Annotated in this window: 11 protein-coding genes; 2 read left to right on the forward strand and 9 right to left on the reverse strand. The window is 68.0% G+C overall.

Going from position 1 to position 15,926, the window contains the following annotated elements; translation table 11 throughout:
• The first annotated feature begins 100 nt into the window (after positions 1-100).
• Positions 101-964 carry a crotonase/enoyl-CoA hydratase family protein gene (locus tag BCO18175_RS02790; RefSeq protein ID WP_174968102.1) on the forward strand — a complete coding sequence of 288 codons (864 nt, stop codon included), beginning with the start codon at positions 101-103 and terminating at the stop codon, positions 962-964.
• A gap of 48 nt (positions 965-1,012) precedes the next feature.
• Here the strand turns inward: BCO18175_RS02790 and pdeR are convergent, their stop codons facing one another.
• From pdeR to BCO18175_RS02810, 4 genes are all read right to left on the reverse strand, one after another.
• Entirely contained in the window at positions 1,013-3,016 is a 2,004-nt protein-coding gene (pdeR, locus tag BCO18175_RS02795; RefSeq protein WP_174979244.1) for a cyclic di-GMP phosphodiesterase, read from the reverse strand.
• A 564-nt stretch (positions 3,017-3,580) separates the two neighbouring features.
• Positions 3,581-7,225, reverse strand: a complete 3,645-nt coding sequence (locus BCO18175_RS02800; RefSeq protein WP_174979245.1) for a hydantoinase B/oxoprolinase family protein — start codon at positions 7,223-7,225, stop codon at positions 3,581-3,583.
• A gap of 128 nt (positions 7,226-7,353) precedes the next feature.
• Positions 7,354-8,652 (reverse strand): MFS transporter, encoded by a 1,299-nt coding sequence (locus BCO18175_RS02805; protein WP_174979246.1) that lies wholly within the window; start codon positions 8,650-8,652, stop codon positions 7,354-7,356.
• A gap of 75 nt (positions 8,653-8,727) precedes the next feature.
• Positions 8,728-9,501: a putative hydro-lyase gene (locus BCO18175_RS02810; RefSeq protein ID WP_011356168.1), complete on the reverse strand. Its 774-nt coding sequence runs from the start codon at positions 9,499-9,501 to the stop codon at positions 8,728-8,730.
• Between the two features lie 205 nt (positions 9,502-9,706).
• On the opposite strand from BCO18175_RS02810, the gene BCO18175_RS02815 reads away from it, so the two are divergent.
• A complete protein-coding gene (locus BCO18175_RS02815) occupies positions 9,707-10,639 on the forward strand; it encodes a LysR family transcriptional regulator (protein WP_174915680.1) in 933 nt (310 codons plus the stop codon).
• 156 nt (positions 10,640-10,795) lie between these two features.
• Here the strand turns inward: BCO18175_RS02815 and BCO18175_RS02820 are convergent, their stop codons facing one another.
• The 5 genes from BCO18175_RS02820 to BCO18175_RS02840 all read right to left on the reverse strand — a co-directional run bounded on the left by BCO18175_RS02820 (position 10,796) and on the right by BCO18175_RS02840 (position 15,921).
• Positions 10,796-12,496: a hypothetical protein gene (locus BCO18175_RS02820; RefSeq protein WP_174979247.1), complete on the reverse strand. Its 1,701-nt coding sequence runs from the start codon at positions 12,494-12,496 to the stop codon at positions 10,796-10,798.
• Between the two features lie 197 nt (positions 12,497-12,693).
• Entirely contained in the window at positions 12,694-13,020 is a 327-nt protein-coding gene (locus BCO18175_RS02825; RefSeq protein WP_174968097.1) for an antibiotic biosynthesis monooxygenase family protein, read from the reverse strand.
• 65 nt (positions 13,021-13,085) lie between these two features.
• On the reverse strand, positions 13,086-14,072 hold the full coding sequence (locus BCO18175_RS02830; RefSeq protein WP_174979248.1) for a YkgJ family cysteine cluster protein: 987 nt from the start codon (positions 14,070-14,072) through the stop codon (positions 13,086-13,088).
• A complete protein-coding gene (locus BCO18175_RS02835; protein WP_174979249.1) occupies positions 14,066-14,875 on the reverse strand; it encodes a MetQ/NlpA family lipoprotein in 810 nt (269 codons plus the stop codon). Before BCO18175_RS02835 ends, BCO18175_RS02830 begins: the two co-directional genes overlap by 7 nt.
• Positions 14,872-15,921 (reverse strand): formylglycine-generating enzyme family protein, encoded by a 1,050-nt coding sequence (locus BCO18175_RS02840; protein ID WP_174979250.1) that lies wholly within the window; start codon positions 15,919-15,921, stop codon positions 14,872-14,874. Before BCO18175_RS02840 ends, BCO18175_RS02835 begins: the two co-directional genes overlap by 4 nt.
• Positions 15,922-15,926: the final 5 nt, after the last annotated feature.

The following is a 15,926-nucleotide window of genomic DNA, read 5'->3' on the forward strand; positions in this document are numbered from 1 at the left end:
CAATGGCGATGCCTCGCGTCCGGCTCCCTGCAGGACACTCGCCTCCCGCTCGGCACCGGGCGCGACGGTCTTCGAAAACCACATCTCACGAGGACATACCATGCAACTCCAATCCCATCCCGCGTGCCGCCCGTTTTATGAAGCCGGCGAACTCACGCAACTGACTGCCTTTTACGAAGAAGGACGTAATGTCATGTGGATGATGCTGCGATCGGAGCCGCGGCCGTGCTTCAACCAGCAACTCGTTACAGACATCATCCATCTCGCGCGCGTCGCACGCGATTCGGGCCTGCCGTTCGACTTCTGGGTGACGGGCTCGCTCGTCCCCGAGCTGTTCAACGTCGGCGGTGACCTGAGCTTTTTCGTCGACGCGATCCGCAGCGGCAAGCGCGACCTGTTGATGGCTTATGCGCGCTCGTGCATCGACGGCGTGTACGAGATCTACACGGGCTTCGGCACCGGGTCGATCTCGATCGCGATGGTCGAGGGCAGCGCGCTCGGCGGCGGTTTCGAGGCCGCGCTCGCGCATCACTACATGCTCGCGCAGAAGGGCGTGAAGCTCGGGTTCCCCGAGATCGCGTTCAACCTGTTCCCGGGCATGGGCGGCTATTCGCTCGTCGCGCGCAAGGCCGATCGGGGCATTGCGGAGCAACTGATCTCGACCGGTGAAGCACACGCCGCCGAGTGGTACGAGGATCGCGGCCTGGTCGACCAGACGTTCGACGCCGGTGACGCGTATCTCGCGACGCGCACCTTCATCGACGTGATGAAGCCGAAGCTGAACGGCGTGCGTGCGATGCTGCGCGCGCGCGAGCGGGTGTTCCAGCTGTCGCGCTCCGAGCTGATGGACATTACGGAAGCATGGGTGCATGCGGCGTTCACGATCGAGCCGAAGGATCTCGCGTACATGGAACGCCTCGTGATGCTGCAGAACCGGCGCGTGTCTAAGCTGCGCACGGTGTAATGCGACGGGCGCCGCCGCTTGCCGGCGGCGCCCGTGCGTGAACGAAGCTCAGGCGATCAGCCTGAGCTTTCTCGTCTCCGCGAGCCACGCCTCGAATGCCTGTGCCGGCATCGGGCGCGCGTAGTAGTAGCCCTGCGCGTGATCGACGTCGAGCTGCTTGAGGAATTCGGCTTCCGCATGCGTTTCGACGCCTTCGGCGACCACCGCGAAATTCAGCGCTTTCGCGAGCGACACGACCGAGCGCACCAGCGCCTGCGAGCGCGGATTGCGGTCGATGCCGGTGATGAAGCTGCGGTCGAGCTTGATCGCGTCGAGCGGCAGGCGCGACAACTGCGACAGCGACGAATAGCCGGTGCCGAAATCGTCGAGATGGATCTCCGCGCCGAGCTGGCGGAACTGCCGCATCAGCCCGTTGGCCGCATCCTCGTCCTCGATGAAGCAGCTCTCGGTCAGCTCGATGTCGAGCAGGCCGGGCTTCAGCCCCGCGGCATCGAGGATCGACGCCAACTGGTGCACGATGTTCATGTCCTGCAATTGCCGCGCGGACACGTTCACCGCGATCCGGATGTCGAGCCCCTTCGCCTTCCACGCGGCGGCCTGCGCGGCCGCGGTACGCATCACCCAGCGCCCGAGCGGCGCGATCAGGCCCGACTCCTCCGCGAAGCGGATGAACTCGATCGGCGCGACGAGCCCGCGGTCGGGCGACTGCCAGCGGATCAGCGCCTCGACACCATGCACGTCGCCGGTCGCGATATCGACCACCGGCTGGTAGTGCAGCACGAACTGCTCTTCTTCGAGCGCCTTGCGCAGGTTCGTGTCGAGCCACATGTACTTCGCGACCTTCTGGTTCATCTCCAGCGAGAACACGCGGTACGTATGCTTGCCCTCTTCCTTCGCGACGTACATCGCGGTATCCGCGCTGCGGATCAACGTCTCGAGCGAATCGCCGTGCTGCGGATGCATCGCGATGCCGATCGAGCAGCTCGTGTAGACCTCCATCAGCCCGAGATGGATCGGCGTGCGCAGCCGTTCGAGGATGATCTGCGCGGTCGCTTCGAGCAGCGGCCGCGTGCCGTGCTCGAACAGCACGAGGAATTCGTCGCCGCCGAGCCGCGCGAGCGTCGCGCCGGACGACAGGCAGCCGCTGATGATCTTCGACACGTCCTGCAGCAACCGGTCGCCGGTGATGTGCCCGTAGTGATCGTTGACGCGCTTGAAGTTGTCGAGATCGAGGAACAGGATGCCGACCTGCCCGCGCGACGCGGCGGTCTCCGCGGCGATCGCCGCGTGGATGCGCTCGCTGATCGCATGGCGGTTCGGCAGCCCGGTGAGCACGTCGGTGTTCGCGAGCTCGATGAGCCGCTGCTGCGCGCTGCGCTCCTCGGTGATGTCGATGCCCGAGCAGATCAGGAACTGCTCTTCGACGCCGCTGCCGCTCTGCACGAACTTGTTGCGGAACTGGAACAGGCGCGGCCCATTGACCGTGTTGATGTAGCGCTCGACCGCGAACGAGTGGTTGCTCGCGAAAAAGCCCGTGATGTTGGTGCGCGACTGCTCGCCCTGCTCCGGGCTCATGAACAGCTCGAACGCGCTGCGGCCGATCACGTCGACCTCGCGCTTGCCCGTCACTTCCTCGCACAGGCGGTTGAAGCGCTGCACCCTCCCGTTGCGGTCGAGGATCACCACGAGCGAATTCACTTCGGACACGACCTGCTCGGCGAACGCGAGCCCGTGCGAGAGATCGCCCGCGACGGATTCGGCATCGGAATAGGCGCAAGCGGTGCCGGCCCAGTCGGTCGTGTCGACCTTCCTGCCGACGAGGTGAAGCTTGACCGGTTCGCCGAACAGCGCGATGTCGAGCACGAGGTGCGACGTGACGCCGGTCAGCGCGCGAATGCACGCGGCCTGTTCGCCCGTCAGCGCGACGGCGACGTTGGTCAGGCCGCGGACGGCCGCCAGTTCGAGGGCATTGCTGTCGCTGCCGAGACGCCAGCAGGGGCTGCGCGTACCGACGTGCGCCTCGAGCACCGCGCTATCGTTTTCGTCATCCATGAAGACGCCCCGATCCAGAAAAAACGCACAGTGTAGACGGAGGCGAGCCGGCCGACCGCCCCTCCAGGCCGCGCGTCGCGCGCTCCCGGCAGGGCAATCGTGATTGCCGTGATGATGGGCCTCGTCCCGTACTTGTTTCCAGCTAATGCGACCGGCGTTCGCGCGTCATGCGCGCAGGTTCTGCCTAACGAATGATGAGAGCCATCTTATCAAATGACGATCAGGATTGGCACTCACATTTAGAGCAGAGTGTCAAGGAATTGGGACTCGATTGGCAAGCCGGATTTTTCATGATTGGCAGCCTGCTCATTCGCAGGTGCGGCGCTGCGCAACGGCCCTGGCGAGACAGGCTGAGAGCCCCGCCGGGCGGGCGTTTGCGGGTGATCTCGGCAGCGCGGGAACCCGACCTGGCAGGACCGTCGCGGCAGGGTCGGATCGCAGGCCGGCGACCCGACTTTTCGTCTTTTTTTGATTCTTTTCGTGCGTTAATGCGCGACTTTATTCCACAGTCCGTTGCAATACCGTTCGCGCGCCGGCGCGGGGTGCCCGCGCCGGTTGCACGGCTCAGCCCGCCGCGCCGTATCCGCCGCCGCCCGGGGTTTCGACGACGAACACGTCGCCCGGCGCCATCTGCGCGCGGCCGATATGGTCGAGCGCCTCGACCGTGCCGTCCGCGCGCTCGATCGTGTTGCGGCCAAGCGCGCCGGCCTCGCCGCCCGCCGCGCCGAACGGCGCGTGGATCCGGTTGTTCGACAGGATCGACGCGATCATCGGCTCGAGGAAGCGGATCCGCCGCACTGCACCGTCGCCGCCGCGCCAGCGCCCGCCGCCGCCCGATCCGGCGCGGATCCGGTGCGAATCGAGCCGCACCGGGTAGCGCCATTCGAGCACCTCCGGATCGGTGAGCCGCGAGTTCGTCATGTGCGTCTGCACCGCGCCGACGCCCGCGAAACCGTCGCCGGCACCGCTGCCGCCCGCAATCGTCTCGTAGTACTGGTAGCGATCGTTGCCGAATGTGAAATTATTCATCGTTCCCTGGCTCGACGCGACGCAGCCGAGCGCGCCGTACAGCGCGTTGGTGATGGCCGACGACGTCTCGACGTTGCCCGACACGACCGCCGCCGGATACTCGGGGTTCAGCATCGAGCGCGCGGGCACGATCACCGTGAGCGGCTTCAGGCAGCCGGCGTTCAGCGGGATGTCGTCGCCGACCAGCGTGCGGAACACGTACAGCACGGCAGCCATGCAGACGGCCTTCGGTGCGTTGAAGTTGTTGTCGAGCTGCGCCGACGTGCCCGTGAAATCGATTTCCGCGCGCCGTGCCGCCCGGTCGACGCGGATCGCGACGCGAATCTCCGCGCCGTTGTCGAGCGGGTAGCGGTACGCGCCGTCCTGCAGCGCGCCGATCACGCGCCGCACGGCTTCTTCCGCGTTGTCCTGCACGTGCCCCATGAACGCGAGCACGACGTCGCGGCCGAACTGCGCGACCATCCGGCGCAGCTCGTCGACGCCCTTCTGGTTCGCGGCGACCTGCGCGCGCAGGTCGGCCATGTTCTGCTCGACGTTGCGCGCCGGGTAGCGGCCCGACGCGAGCAGCGCGCGGGTCTCCGCATCGCGCAGCGTGCCGGCCGACACGAGCTGCCAGTTGTCGATCAGCACGCCCTCCTCGTCGATGTGCGTCGAATCGGGCGGCATCGAGCCCGGCGTCGTGCCGCCGATGTCCGCGTGGTGGCCGCGCGAACCGACGTAGAACAGCGGCGCGTCCGAGCCGTCCGCGAACACCGGCGTGATGACGGTCACGTCCGGCAGGTGGGTGCCGCCGTGATACGGGTCGTTCAGCATGAACACGTCGCCGTCGCGCATCCGGCCGCGGTTGCGCTCGATCACCGTGCGGATGCTCTCGCCCATCGAGCCGAGGTGCACCGGCATGTGCGGTGCGTTCGCGATCAGGTTGCCGTCGCCGTCGAAGATCGCGCACGAGAAGTCGAGCCGCTCCTTGATGTTCACCGAGTACGCGGTGTTCTGCAGCCGCAGCCCCATCTGCTCGGCGATCGACATGAACAGGTTGTTGAAGATCTCGAGCCGCACCGGATCGGCATCGGTGCCGAGCGAGCGGCGCGTCGGCAGCGGCGTCGTACGCGTCAGCACGAGGTTGCCCTGCGCGGTCATCCCGGCGCGCCAGCCGGGCTCGACGACGGTCGTGCCGTTCTTCTCCGCGACGATCGCCGGGCCGTCGATCGCGTCGCCGGCCAGCAGCGTGTCGCGCACGTAAAGCGCCGCGTCGTGCCATTGGCCGCCGGAATAGAAGCGCACCGCGGAATGGGCGCGCAGCGCGGCTGCGTCGCCATCGCTGCGCGGCGCGAGCGGCGCGATCTCGACCGGCGCGTCGGAGCGGCCGATCGCCTCGACCGACGCGAGCTCGGCGACGAGCGGCGTGCCGGGCATCAGGAACGCATAACGCTGCCGGTACGCGGCCTCGAACGCCTGCTGCATCTCGGCGACGCTGCCGGCCGGCACGTCGAGCGCCGAATCGGTGCCCTGGTAGCGCAGGTGCACACGGCGCTCGGTTGCGATCCGCTCCGGCGGCACCCCCTGTTCGAGCAGCGCGCCGACAGCCTCGTCGGCCAGCCGGTCGAGCGCGGCATTCAGCGCAGGCAGCGACGCGTCGGACAACACGGCCTCGACCGCGCGTTCGCGCATCGCGGTCTGGTCGGCGAGGCCCATCCCGTACGCGGACAGCACGCCCGCGAGCGGATGCGCGAACACCTGCGTCATCCCGAGCGCGTCGGCCACGCCGCACGCGTGCTGGCCGCCCGCGCCGCCGAACGTCGTCAGCACGTAGCGCGACACGTCGTGGCCGCGCTGCACCGAGATCTTCTTGATCGCGTTCGCCATGCTGCCGATCGCGATTTCCAGGAAGCCTTCGGCAAGTGCCTCGGGCGTCTCGCGCCGCCCGGTCGCCGCGTGGATCTCGTCGGCAAGCGCCGCGAACTTCGCGACCACGCCGTCGCGGTCGAGCGGCTCGTCCGCATGCGGGCCGAACACGCGCGGAAAATGATCGGGCTGGATCTTGCCGAGCATCACGTTGCAGTCGGTCACCGTCAGCGGGCCGCCGCGCCGGTAGGCGGCCGGCCCCGGGTTCGCGCCGGCCGACTCCGGCCCGACGCGCAGCCGCGCGCCGTCGAAGCCGAGCACCGAGCCACCGCCCGCGGCCACCGTATGGATGCTCATCATCGGCGCGCGCATCCGCACGCCGGCCACCTGCGTCTCGAACACGCGCTCGAACTCGCCGTGATAGTGCGACACGTCGGTCGACGTGCCGCCCATGTCGAAGCCGATCACGCGCTCGAAGCCGGCTGCCTGCGCGGCCCGCACCATCCCGACGATGCCGCCGGCCGGGCCCGACAGGATCGCGTCCTTGCCCTGGAACGCGTCGGCGCGCGTCAGCCCGCCGCTGCTCTGCATGAACTGCAGGTTCACGCCCGGCATCTCGTGCGCGACCTGCTCGACATAGCGGCGCAGGATCGGCGACAGGTACGCGTCGACGACGGTCGTATCGCCGCGCGACACCATCTTCATCAGCGGCGACACCTCGTGCGACACCGACACCTGCGTGAAGCCGATGCGGCGCGCCAGGTCGGCCAGCGCGCGTTCGTGCGCGGTGTAGCGATAGCCGTGGATCAGCACGATCGCGAGCGCGCGCACACCGGAATCGAACACGCGGCGCAGCGACGCCTCGGCGCCCTGCGCATCGAACGGCACGACGATATCGCCATGCGCGCCGATGCGCTCGTCGATCTCGACGACGGTTTCGTACAGCGCGTCCGGCAGCACGATGTCGAGATCGAACAGGCGCGGCCGGTTCTGGTAAGCGATGCGCAGCACGTCGCGAAAGCCGCGCGTCGTCGCGAGCGCGGTGCGTTCGCCCTTGCGTTCGAGCAGCGCGTTGGTCGCGACCGTCGTGCCCATCTTCACCATGTCGACGAGCTCGGGCGTGATCGGCTCGCCGGCGGCGAGGCCGAGCAGGTGGCGGATCCCGGCCACGGCCGCGTCGCGGTACTGCTCGGGGTTCTCCGACAGCAGCTTGTGCGTGACGAGCGTGCCGTCGGGCCGGCGCGCGACGATGTCGGTAAACGTGCCGCCGCGGTCGATCCAGAATTGCCAGCGCGCAGCGTCGGAGGGAACGGGGGAAAGGTGTCGGTCAGTCATGATGTCGGGTCGATGCGTCGTTGAATCGAGGAGCGAGCGCCGCCGCACGGCGCGCGTCGCGCGCCGTGTCACGGAGTCGATGAAAGGGGAAGAAAACGAAGGGCGGAGCGCCCCGCCGCCGACGTCGGTCAGGCGGCGTCGAGTTCGCGGCCGCGTGTCTCGGGCAGCGTCAGCGCGGCGACGATCACCACGCCGTACGCGGCGACCGCGAAGATGCCGATGCTCGTGCCGAGCCCGTACTCCTTCGACAGCGCGCCGATCAGGAACGGGAACAGCGCACCGATCGCGCGGCCCACGTTGTAGCAGAAGCCCTGGCCGGAGCCGCGCACGCGGGTCGGGAACAGCTCGGTGAGGAACGCGCCCATCCCCGAGAAGATGCCCGATGCGAAGAAGCCGAGCGGGAAGCCGAGCCACAGCATCGACGCGTTGGTCAGGTTCAGCGACGTGTACGCGAACGCGATCACCATCGAGCCGACCGCGAACAGGATGAAGTTCGGCTTGCGGCCGAGGCGGTCGGTCAGGTACGCGCTCGTCAGGTAGCCGACCCACGAACCGAAGATGATCATCGCGAGATAGCCGCCGGTGCCCATCACCGTGAGGTGACGTTCGGTCTTCAGGAAGGTCGGCAGCCACGTCGTGATCGCGTAGTAGCCGCCTTGCGCGCCGGTCGTCAGCAGCGCCGCGCGCAGCGTCGTCGTGATCAGCTTCGGCGCGAAGATCTCGGTGAGGCGCGGCGCATCGGCCACTTTCGCCTGCGCGGCCTTCTCCTTCTCGTAGACGTCCGGCTCCTTCACGTAGCGGCGGATCGCGACGACCAGCAGCGCCGGTGCCAGCCCGACGAGGAACAGCGCACGCCACGCCTGCTCGGCCGGCAGCACCGAGAACAGCAGCGCATACAGCAGCGCGCACAGCCCCCAGCCGATCGCCCAGCCCGACTGCACGAGGCCGACCGCCTTGCCGCGATCGCGCGCGCGGATCACTTCGCCGATCAGCACCGCGCCGGCGGTCCATTCGCCGCCGAAGCCGAAGCCCATCAGCGCGCGCGCCGCGAGCAGCTGGTGGTAGTTCTGCGCGAGCCCGCACAGCGCGGTGAACACGGCGAACCACAGCACGGTGAGCTGCAGCGTGCGCACGCGGCCGATCCGGTCGGACAGGATGCCGGCGATCCAGCCGCCGGCCGCCGACGCGAGCAGCGTGATCGTGCCGATGAAGCCCGCGTCCGCGAACGAGATGCCCCAGGTCGCGACGAGCGTCGGGATCACGAACGACAGCATCTGCGTGTCCATCCCGTCGAGCATGTAGCCGACCTTGCAGCTCCAGAACGCGCGGCGCTCGCGCGGCTGCGCGTCCGCGTACCACGAGAACAGGCCGTTGCGCTCGGGGCTCGCGGGCTCCGCGGCGTTCGCCGCGAGGGTCTTGCTTTCCATGGTGGTGCTCCTGTCGTTATGCGCCGTCAAATGGCGATCGTGCGTGCGGGTGGTCGTGCGGGTCGTCGCCCCGGATCAGAATACGGCCAGCGACGCGTTCGTGATGTCGGTCATCAGCATGTGGCCGGGTGTATGTGCGATCGCGATCGGCAGCTTCGCGTCCATCAATGCGGTTTGCGGCGTCACGCCGCACGCCCAGAACACCGGCAGCTCGCCGTCGCGGATCGTCACCGCGTCGCCGAATTCGGGGGCGTTCAGATCGGCGATGCCCAGTTCGCGCGGGTCGCCGAGATGGATCGGCGCGCCGTGCACGCCCGGAAACCGGCTCGTGATCTGCACCGCGCGGATCGCGTCGGCGCCGCGCATCGGCCGCATCGACACGACGAGCTGGCCGCCGAAGATCCCCGCGCGGCGGTTCGGAATCGACGTGCGGTACATCGGCACGTTGCGCCCCTCCTCGACGTGGCGCAGGCCGATCCCTTCGCGGGCCAGCATGTCCTCGAACGAGAACGAGCAGCCAATCGCGAACACGACGAAATCGTCGCGCCACAACGCTTCCAGCGACTCGACGCGCTCGGTCAGGCGGCCGTCGCGGTAGACGTTGTAGCTCGGCACGTCGGTGCGGATGTCGAGATCCTCGCCGAGCGCGTCGACCCGGAACGCGCCGGGTTCGCCGACGCCCAGCAGCGGGCAGGCTTTCGGGTTCGCCTGGCAGAAGCGCAGGAAATCGTGCGCGACCGCCTCGGGCAGGATCGCGAGGTTCGCTTGTGCGTACGGGCCGCAGTGGCCGGCGGTCGGGCCGCGGAACGCGCCGTGGCGCACGGACTGGCGGAATTCGGAAGGCGTCATGAGGTTCTATCGCAGATCGGTATGTCGTCGGGATGACGGTGCCGTGTCATCGGATACGGCGAAGAATAGAAAAGAAAAAATTTTGTCGCCAACGAGTTTTTTTGCGCTTCGTGTATAGAATTTCTTAACGGATCTTGGGGTTTTCCCCGGCTCCGTTCACTTTTCCTCACCGGCAAAGTGCGCATCCACCCATCGCCCGACCGCCATGAACACGCGTTTTCTCGAAACTTTCGTCACGCTCGCGAAGCTGCGCAACTTCCGCACGACGGCCGCCGCGCTGCACGCGACGCCGGCCGCGATCTCGCAGCGCCTGAAGGCGCTCGAGGACGAACTGCAGACGGTACTCGTCGACCGCGACAGCCGCGAATTCCGGCTCACGCCGAACGGCGAATACCTGCTCGGCTATGCGAAGGCCGTGGTCGAGGCGACGCAGGAGCTGCAGGCCGCCGCATCCGGCGAAAGCGCGCTGCGCGGCAAGCTGCGGCTCGGCGTGATCGAGACCGTCGTGCACAGCTGGCTGCCGCACTACATGCGGCGGCTGGCGGCCGACTATCCGCAGCTCGAAATCGACCTGACCGTCGACGTCAGCGTGGTGCTGCAGCGCCGGCTGATGGCCGGCGAGCTCGACCTGATCATCCGCGTGGAAGGCAGCGACGAGGCGTCGGTCGTGTGCGATGCGCTCGCGAACTATCCGGTGCGCTGGATCGCGCGCGCGGGGCTGCTGCCGAACACGCGCACGGGGCTCGCCAGGCAGGTGCTGCGCCAGCCGATTCTCACCTACGGGCGCGGGACGGCACCCCATCGCGCACTCGAGGATATCGTCCGCACGCTCGCTCATGCGCACGGCGTGCCGCTGGCGGAGACGCGCATCACGGGTTCGCCGTCGATCTCGGTGATCGTGCAGCTCGTGCGCGACGGGTTCGGCGTGGCTGCGATTCCGGTGCTGTTCGTCGATGCGTTGATCGAAAGCGGCGAAGTGGTCGAACTGCCGCTGCAGCCGTCGCCGCCGTCGATCGTCGTATCGATGTCGCGGCGGGCGGACGCGCCGAGGTTCGTGCATGGCGCGTCGATTGCGGCGCGGGCCGCGTGTCACGAATACTGCGAGAAGAGCAAGCGCTTGCTGGTCGAAGCGCTTTGATGCGGTACGGGCCCGCGCGGGGCGAGGCCGCACAGCCGGCACGCATTCGACCTCGCCGCGCGAATCGCGTACGCGCCGCTACAACGTTGAAGGGCACGGCCGCTGAAACGCCCGGCCGTGCCCCTGTCACCCGGCATCAACCGGGTCTTGCCTGCCTCAGTGCGACCGGCCCGTATCCGTCCCCGGCGCGAACTCGATCCCCCGCAGCACTTCCGCAAACTTCGCAGTCCGCAGCACGGCGAACTGCTCGTGCGCAGCCGTCGTCGCGCTCGTGTTCTTCAGCACGTCACGCACGGCCACCAGCCGGTTCGGATCCGCACCGACATCGCCGTTGCCGCTGACCGTCGACGTAATCGCCCAGATCGTCACCGTGCCGTCGCGTTCGACGCGGCCCGTCAGGTTGCGCAGGCCGGCCGTCGCCGGTGCCCACGGCAGGCCCGTCGCCGAATTGTTGCCCGCCGGGTAGCCCGCGACCGAATACGGCTGGCCGAGGTTCAGCCCGTTCTGCAGCGTGTAGGCGAGCTTCCACTGCTTCGTGCCCGCGTCGTAGACCCACTTCTGCAGGCCCGCCGTCGTCTGCGCAGCCGCATGCGTGTACAGGTCCGCACCGCCCGTGTAGCCGTCGCCTTCGTCCGCGACATACAGCGTGTTCGCGTCCGCGAACCAGATCCCGAACGGATAGGCGAGCGTCGTCGCGGTCTTGTTCGGCGTGACCGGGAAGCCGGCCAGCACGCACATGTTGTTCGGCAGGCCCGCCGTCTGCAGCGTGGCGGCGTTGTAGGCGAGCGGCGCCGTCGGCAGCACGGCCTTCGGCGACGGCACGCCGACGCCCGACGGGCACGCGGTGCCGGTCGTATCGACGAAGTACACGGTGTTCACGCCGTTGCCGCCGCTGCCCTTCGTGTAGTACACGACGTTGTCGTGCACGGCGATGCCGCGGAAGTTGTCGTCCTTGCCGATCTTGTCGGCCTTCGCGCCGAGTTCCGTGACCGAGAAGCTCGCGAGCGGCGTCGGCACGCCCGGATCCTGCTGCGCTTCGTGATGCTTCGCGCCGTCGATCAGCTGCGCGCCCGCGCCGAGGATCACGTTGTCCGGTTGCGGGTTCGAGCCGTTGCCGGCATTGCCCGACGTGTAGTAGAGGTCATGGCCGTCGCGATTGTTCAGGATCGCCGCGCGGCCGTTGTTGCCGCTGTACGCGTTCGTCTCGGTGAAGCGGAAATGCCCGTGGCGATCGACGCGCGCGATCGCGCGATAGAAGTTCTGCCCGTCCGGGTTCGTCGTATCGATCGCAACCGGCGTGTTCGAGTTCGACACGTCGATCGCGTTGACCGGCGCGACGTAGCCCATGAACGTCAGGTAGCTGCCGTCGAGCGACAGGTGCAGGCCGAGTTCCGACTTCGAGCTGAAGCTCGTCACCATCTGGTCGTGCGCGAAGCCTTTCTGCAGGCTGTTCGGCACTTCGAGCGTGCTGACGACGCCGCCGCCCGGCGTGATCTGGTCGAGGAAGATGCGCGACGTGATGCCGAAGCTGCCGTCGTAGCGGTCGTTGTTCCACACGTACGGATAGGTACCGTCGTTCGGCGCGCCGGATGCCGTGCCGCAACCGCCGGTGGTCTTCGCGCAGTTCGGCGGCAGGATCGCGCCGGGCTGGACGTTGCTCGACACGTTGTCGTACACGCTGCGGCTGAGGACCAGGAAGCCCGGCACGAAACCCGGCGCAAAACGGCTATCGCCGTCGTTGTCGTGCGGGGCAGCCTGCGCGCCGATGCTCGCGGCAATCAGCGTCAGTGCAACGACAGGAACGGTACGATCGCGCAGCGCGCGGCGGCGCTTCGCGGACAAGGCGAAATTCGGCATGGACAAGGCTCCGTACGACATCGAGTGAGGACGTTGTTGGTGGACAGACTGACGACGTGAAGCCCCGCCACCTTAGCCATGCTTGATGAAGAATTGATTGCACGCGATGCAGCGGAAACCCGCGTGCGTACGCGGGTTTCCAGGCTCGGCACCGTGTTATTTATCCGTAATGCGAAAGAAATGAATCAGACAGGCATTCAGGCGGATTGCCCCGCATGCGGCTGCGTGAGCTTGCCGTCGCCATACTCGCGCAACACTTTCGAAATCACGACGCGATAGCCGTCGAGCCAGCGCGCCTGCTTCGTCTTTGCCTCGAGATGCGCCGGATGCTGCATCAGCTGCTGCAGCGCCGCCTCCGACTCCCAGTAGTAGACGTTCTGGATCAGCCCCGCTTCGGCGTTCTCCCACGTCTCCTCGCCGAGATAGCCGGGCGTCGCGCGCGCCATGTCGGCGATCTGCCGGTCGAGCCGGTGGAATTCGTCGTCGTATTGCCCGGCTCGGAAAATGAAGGTCGACGCGTACATGCCCGCTCCATCGAAGGGAATTGAAAGAGCGCCGATTGTAAGGCACGTGCGGCGTGCCGAGATCGTCACGCGGCGAGCGTATCGATGCCGGGCCGGTCGTCGAGCCACGCGTCGATGCGCGGCGCGTCTTCACGCATGCCGGGCGCGGGCGCCGGCATCGCGGCCAGTGCCTGTCGTGCACGTTCGAGCGCCTGCGCGAAGCCGCGCAACTCGCGCGTCGCGGGCCGGTCGCCGGCATGCCGGCGTGCGAGTGCCGCTTCAATGTTCATACCGGTCAACGCGAGTTGCGCGTCGATGAACGTCACGCACAGCGCGCGGCAATGCGCGGATATCGACGCGACGGCGAGCAGGACAGGCACGATCGACACGGTCAGGTAGCCGCCGGGCGCAAGCCGCGACAGCGCATGACGCACGTCCTGCCCGCCATCGGTCCACGATGCGAACACCGCATCACGCCACACCGCGCGCTCGAACACGAGCGCATCGCGATACGCGTCGAGCGCCGCACGGTCCGCGACCTGTCCGGCCGTCACCAGCGGAATCGGAAATGAAGATTCAACCGACGATTGCGCGCTCGCCGTTTCGACGATGCAGTTCGCGCCAAGCCACGCCGCATCGTCGCGTCGTGCGGCCAGCACGCGGGACTGCAATCGGTCCGGCAGCATCGGATCGAGCGGCACCGCGCTGCAGATCGACGGCTTGTCCGCATGCACGCTGCAGCGGCCGTCGTCGGCCAGCGCCGCGCAACGGCCAAGCGACGGATAGTCGTAGCCCTGCAGCGTCAGCGCGATCCATTCGTTCCCCGCGCTACCGGTGCGATGAAACAACCGCTCGGCCAGCGCATCGGAAGCCGCGACGTCGTCCGCGTCGAGCGCGTGCTCGCGGCCGCCCGCACGCCAGCGCTCGCCGATCCGCCGCTTCGGCACACGACGGATCGTCAGTGCGCCGACGAAGCGATGCCGATGCCGGAACAGTTCACGCAACGACAGCGCCGGTGCGCTGTTACAGCAGCGTCCGCATGCGTTGCACGCGAGCAGGTAGGTGTCTACCACGGCCGCCGCACCGAATCCTGGTAGCGCGTGAGGATGAAGCGCGCGACGTCGTCCGAGTGATACGCGGCGACGAGCTGCGTCACCCACGGCTTCGCGCGATCGGCATCGCGCACCGTCAGCACGTTCGCATACGGCGAGCGCGCATCCTCGATGCTGATGCTGTCGCGCGCGGGTTGCAGCCCGGCACGCGCGGCATCGTCGCTGTCGATCGCGACGAACGCGGCCGTGTCGAGCGCCGCGTACAGGCGATCGCGGCGCAGCGCGACGAGCTTCAGCCCGAGCCGGTTGCCGGTCACGTCGCGCAGCGTCGCATGCAGGCCGGCCTGCTCGCGCAGCGTCACCAGCGTGTCGTTCTGCAGCAGCACGAGCGCGCGTGCCATCCCGCGCGGATCGGCGGGAATCGCGACTGTCGCGCCGGGCTGCAGTTCGTTCAAGTTCTTCAGCTTGCGCGAATAGAGCGCCATCGGCAGCGTGACGGTCGGCGCGATTTCGGTCAGTGCGTAGCGTTTCTGCGCGCGCGTCGCGGCAAGCTGTTGCGCATCCTCGAAGCTGGCCGCGTCGATCCGGCCATCGGCAAGCGCCGCGTCGATGCGCGATGCATCGTCGAATTCGACGACATCGATGCCGAATCCTCGCGACGCGGCGACCCGCTTCACTTCGTCCAGGATCTGCGCATGCACGCCGCGCGTCACGCCGACGCGCACGGCCGGTGCGGCTGATTCGGCGGCAACGGTCGAACCCGATTGAACGGCCACACACGCAACCATCAGCCACGCGCCCACCCAAACCATGACGCGCTTCATGACGCATCCCTCAGAATCGTGCGAAACCCGATATGCGACGCGCCGAGATCGGCTTCCTGCTGTTCGCGCGACGACGCGCGATAGCGCACGCAGTAATCGCGCGAACACAGGAACGACCCGCCCTTGATGACCATCGGCGTATCGTGCCGGCGCGTGGGCGGCGCGACCGCCGCCGTGTCACCGTTCGTATGCGACTGGTGCGGACCCGTGTACGCGTCCTTCGTCCATTCCCATGCATTGCCGATCATGTCGTAGAGCCGGAACCCGTTCGCCGCGTAGCAGCCGACGGGCGCGAGCCCCGCGTGGCCATCCTCGGCCGTGTCGAGCACCGGGAACACGCCCTGCCAGTAGTTCGCGGCCGGCTTGCCCTGCGCGTCGCGCGGCGCCGCGTCGAGCGATGCGTCGTCGCGGCCGGCCTTGCCCGCGTATTCCCATTCGGCCTCGGTCGGCAGGTCGCGGCCCAGCCAGCGCGCATACGCGAGCGCATCGCGCTGCGTAACGAGCGTGACGGGCAGGTTGCCGAGCCCGTCGATGCCGCTGCCCGGCCCGCGCGGATGACGCCACGACGCGCCCTTCACCCACGACCACCACGCAAGATCGCGCGCATTCATCTCGTCGCGTGTCGGCACGTGGAACACGGCTGCGCCAGCCTGCTGCTCGGCCTCGGTCACGTAGCCGGTCGCCTGCACGAACGCGGCGAACTGCGCGATCGTCACGTCGGTCTGGTCGATCCAGAACCCGCCGACACGCGTGCGGCCGTCGCCCACCGGGCGCTCGTCCGCGTAGCCGCGCGTGCTGCCGAACACGAACGCGCCGCCGCGCAGGTGCACCATCCCGGCCTTCGCGTCGTCACGCCACCCGGCCGGCAGCCCCGAATAGCGTGCGCACTGCCGCTCCGAGCCGAGCGGCGCGAGCGCGCGGCCGCGATTCGCGTCGTCGAATGCATCGCCCGCCGGTGCGACGGGATTCGCATAACCGGCCGCGAACGCGGCGGCGAACAGCGTGCCGGCAAGCGCCGCGCCGATCGTCCAGAACCGGAACCGCATCTTGT

Origin of the sequence: Burkholderia lata, assembly GCF_902499335.1 — a bacterium.
GTDB lineage: Bacteria > Pseudomonadota > Gammaproteobacteria > Burkholderiales > Burkholderiaceae > Burkholderia > Burkholderia lata_B.